The 3,878-nt window shown below is 58.6% G+C and carries 5 protein-coding genes; 2 read left to right on the top strand and 3 right to left on the bottom strand.

Features of this window, described 5'->3' with window-relative positions; all coding sequences use genetic code 11:
• Positions 1-73: 73 nt before the first annotated feature.
• From ACWI8T_RS08880 to ACWI8T_RS08870, 3 genes are all read right to left on the bottom strand, one after another.
• Positions 74-502, bottom strand: a complete 429-nt coding sequence (locus ACWI8T_RS08880) for a DUF3783 domain-containing protein (RefSeq protein WP_449138682.1) — start codon at positions 500-502, stop codon at positions 74-76.
• A 97-nt stretch (positions 503-599) separates the two neighbouring features.
• Positions 600-1,931, bottom strand: a complete 1,332-nt coding sequence (locus tag ACWI8T_RS08875) for a rubredoxin-like domain-containing protein (RefSeq protein WP_288485047.1) — start codon at positions 1,929-1,931, stop codon at positions 600-602.
• Entirely contained in the window at positions 1,931-2,332 is a 402-nt protein-coding gene (locus ACWI8T_RS08870; protein ID WP_114614777.1) for a Fur family transcriptional regulator, read from the bottom strand. Before ACWI8T_RS08870 ends, ACWI8T_RS08875 begins: the two co-directional genes overlap by 1 nt.
• A 166-nt stretch (positions 2,333-2,498) precedes the next feature.
• Here ACWI8T_RS08870 and trmB point away from each other — a divergent pair, with 166 nt between their 5' ends.
• Both trmB and ACWI8T_RS08860 read left to right on the top strand, forming a co-directional pair.
• Positions 2,499-3,347, top strand: coding sequence for a tRNA (guanine(46)-N(7))-methyltransferase TrmB (gene trmB, locus ACWI8T_RS08865; RefSeq protein ID WP_281668218.1), 849 nt, complete (start codon positions 2,499-2,501; stop codon positions 3,345-3,347).
• A gap of 107 nt (positions 3,348-3,454) precedes the next feature.
• On the top strand, positions 3,455-3,878 hold a 424-nt coding region (locus tag ACWI8T_RS08860; RefSeq protein WP_449138681.1), incomplete at its 3' end, for an NTP transferase domain-containing protein.

The following is a 3,878-nucleotide window of genomic DNA, read 5'->3' as shown; positions in this document are numbered from 1 at the left end:
GTGTTCGTCTCCCATTCGCCGGAGCTTATAGATCATGTAGCGACGCGTACGATTATGCTCGGCGCGCGATAGCCTATTGAGCGTTTTGGGCCATGGCGGCGTGCTCCTTGGCGATTTCTGCCATGAGCACGTGCATCGGCCAGAGGCGATTGTGAGCAGTGACCTGCGCTTTGTGGGCGATACTCACGTTCGCTTCGCGCATGGCGGCGAGCATCTCGTTGAGCAGCGCGTTTGGCATGGGGCATACCAGCATGAATTCGTCACGTGGCGCCTGGCCTTCAAAGGCGTTGCGCGCGGGCCTCATGCCGGGCATGCCGGCTATGGCCCCAACGGGGTTGCCCAGATGTTCAGGCGCGATAGTGCGCACGCGAATTCCTAGGTCGCGTAGAACGGCGCGAACGGCATCGCCGCGCGGAGTCCCCTCGTCAAGGCCATAAAGCGCGACCATGGGTTCTTGTTTTTGAGCGTTGCGCGCTTTTGCGCCCGAGCTTTTTTTCGCCACGGTTTCTCCCTGCTTTCCTTATTGAAAACGCCCCGCATTCGAGCGATGCAACGAATGCGGGGCGTTGTGTTCGATTGCCTTGCGACGCGTTTTGGGCTTAGCCGAAGTAGCGGTCGAGCAAGCCCTTCAGGGCGCGGCCGTGACGAGCTTCGTCGCGGGCCATTTCGTGCACGGTATCGTGAATGGCGTCGAGGCCGTTCTTCTTTGCGCAGGTGGCGAGCTCGGTCTTGCCGTTGCATGCGCCGAATTCGCACTCAACGCGCCATGCGAGGTTCTCTTTCGTCGAGGCCTTCATGTTGGGCTCGAGCTCTTCGCCAAGCAGTTCTGCGAACTTCGCGGCGTGCTCCGCCTCTTCGAAGGCGGCCTTTTCCCAGTACAGACCAATCTCGGGATAGCCCTCGCGATGCGCGATGCGAGCCATGCACAGGTACATGCCCACCTCGGAGCACTCGCCGTTGAAATTGGCCTTCAGCTGATCGAGGATGAACTTCTTGTCCTCGTCGGAGATGGCCTCGTTGTCCTTCACGGTTTTGGCGTAGATGCCATATTCGTGCTCAGCGGCGAGCGTCTGCTCACCTTCGAGCTTCTTGAACGCGCTTGCCGGAGCATGGCATACGGGGCATTCCGCGGGAGGCTCGGCGCCTTCATAGATGTAACCGCATACGCTGCAGACCCATTTGGTTTCCATATTCATTACCCCTTTACTTTGTGGTTCCTGCGGCGTTGCCGCCGCGGCCTGTATATCTTCACCGCCGTGTTCATTTGCGTACACAGGCTCGAAATCTTCGGCGCCGTGTTTGCAAATTGGGCAGATGAAATCGGATGGAAGGTTTTCGCCTTCGTAGATGTAACCGCAAATCGTGCACTTCCATGCGACGATTTCGCCAGCATCGGCTGCCGTGCGGGACGCGCTCGCCGCAGCTCCCGTCTTTCTTGTGACGTTGCGGTAGTAGTCGTAGGTGATGGGCGCCTTATCGGAAAGGCGGCGCGCCTCGACGACTTCGCCCACATACATCACATGGCTTCCCATATCGATGCTCTCGACGACGCTGCAATCGAAAAACGCGATGGCGCTTTTCTCGAAAACGAGGCCGCCTTCGGTGCGCGATGGGTTCGCTCCGGGAATGGAAGCGTCGTCGCTCGCGACGAATTTCTCGATGTCGTGCCCGCTTTTCATGCCGAAATGCTCAAAATACTCAAGCGGCGTGGATTCGTCGAGCACCGAGACGCAGAACCGATTTGAAGCGGCGATCGTCTCTTGCGTGCACGAGCCCTTGATACATGCGACGCTTACCTGTCGAGGCTTTGATGCTGCCTGGATGGCGGTGTTCACGATGCAGGCATTGTCGCGGCCATCGGCTTGCGAAGCGAGCAAGAACAGCCCATAGCTGAAGGCGTGAAATGCCTTGGTGTCAACGGAATCGCTCATTATTCCTGCCTTTCTTGGGCGCATGCGGAGCATAATCCGCAGAAGAGCAGCTCATAGCCCGTGATGGTGAAACCAGGCGCGGTCGCCTTGTCCAATGACTCTGTGACGCTGCTTGGTAAGTCAACCTCGACGTCGTCGACGCGGCCGCATTTCGCGCATACCACGTGGTAGTGGGGGCGCAGGGTGTCGTCGAAATGATCGGCGCCGCTGCTTACGCGCACTTTGAGCGCTTGGCCATTGTCGGACATCTTGTTGAGGTTGCGATATACCGTAGCCCTGCTGATAGAAGGGTATTCGTCCTTCATGGACTGATACACTTCGTCGGCGGTGGGGTGGCTGCCATGGAGTTTGGCGAGTTGCCCCGCGATGATTTTTTGCTGAACGGTGTTGCGCTGAGCCATGGTGACCTCCTCTCGGTATGTCTAATACTATATGCCAATTGATATCAAATATCAATAAGAATTTTTGCTTGATGTCGAAACCGCGCAGGAATGCAGGTCCGCAGGCCCCATTTTTTGAAATGGGGTACTATCGATGCTTTCAAGTTATCTATGTATGGAGGAAGTCATGCGCACCGCCGCGTCTCGTTTGCCAAAGGGCTTTTCGCTCGAGGAACGTCTTGCCGCATGCGCGAGCAATGTCGAATCGCACCCAAAAGACCGTGCGGGCCAGTGGCGCTGTTGGGCGCCCTTGGGCGAACGGCGCGGCGACCCCTATGCCGCTGTTGTGCTCGATTTGGGTTGCGGCAAGGGCGAATATACGGTCGAATGCGCCGCCGCGCGCCCCGATGTGTTGTTCGTGGGGCTCGACGTCGATGGCGTATGCGTGATGCGCGCGGCAGAACGCGCCATTGCGCAAGGCGTGTCGAACGCCGTGTTCGTGCTGCACGACGACTCCGATTTGTCGGAAACGTTTGGCGAGGGCGAACTTTCCGCAATGCTGCTGAATTTCCCCACGCCGTTCCCGAAAAAGAAGAAGGCGCACTACCGGCTCACGCATTTCGAGCGACTTATGTCGTATCGTCCGCTGTTGGCGCCGGGCGCATTCGTTCGGTTGCGCACCGACAGCATGCCGCTGCGCGATTTCTCGCTCACTCAGCTCAAGATCGCGGGCTATGACGTGCAGTGGAACACCGACGATGTGCGAGGGATGTTTCCCAATGAGCCGTGGAGCGGATACGAGCATAAGCTCGTGGCGCAGGGCGCGCCCGTATGCGGGTTTGCGGCGGTGCCGGGGCCTGCGCCGGAAAACCCGCAGCAAACCGCGCCACTCTCGCTTGTGAGCTATTTGCCCGAAGATATCGAAGACCTCGCATACGTGCCCCATGGTATGCAGGGGTGCGTCGAGAACATGAAGGGCCGACGCGCGAATCGTCGTGCGAAGGGTCTTTCGGAATGGACGCGTCCGATTATTTAGTGCGGTGGGGCCCTCGTCGCATGGGCATTTATCGAGAATTGCGCGCTGTCACCCTCGCGCTGGTATACTTTCCCTGCTAAAACGCAACCGATTCGAAGAAGGTTTTTATGACCGCGAAAGCGTTGATTCTTGCTGCGGGCGCTGGAACCCGCATGAAATCCGACAAACCCAAGGTTGTCCACGAGGTGCTTGGCAAGCCGCTCGTGCGCTGGGTTGTCGACGCCGCCCATGATGCCGGCATCGAAGATGTGGTCACCGTGCTCGGACATATGTCCGAAAAGGTTGCTCCTCTTGTTGAGGGCGATACGAAAATCGCCATTCAAACCCAGCAGCTTGGCACGGGCGACGCCGTGAACGCCGGTCGTGAGGCATTCACGCAGGCCGACGGCTCGATCGCCGAGGGTTCGCTCGTGGTTCTTTCGGGCGATTGCCCGCTTATCACTCCTGAAACCATTCAGGCCCTTATCGCCAAGCGCGAAGAGACGGGCGCGGCCGTGGTCGTGCTCACCATGCATATGGACGACCCGTTTG

This window comes from Slackia sp. (genome assembly GCF_977041755.1).
The sequence above is the reverse complement of the archived record's forward strand: the minus strand, read 5'-3'. Positions and strand labels throughout refer to the sequence as shown.

Coding starts and splice junctions, on each gene's coding strand:
- ACWI8T_RS08875 (WP_288485047.1), bottom strand. CDS start 1,931: ATGAGCGATTCCGTTGACACCAAGGCATTTCACGCCTTCAGCTATGGG.
- ACWI8T_RS08870 (WP_114614777.1), bottom strand. CDS start 2,332: ATGGCTCAGCGCAACACCGTTCAGCAAAAAATCATCGCGGGGCAACTC.
- trmB (WP_281668218.1), top strand. CDS start 2,499: ATGCGCACCGCCGCGTCTCGTTTGCCAAAGGGCTTTTCGCTCGAGGAA.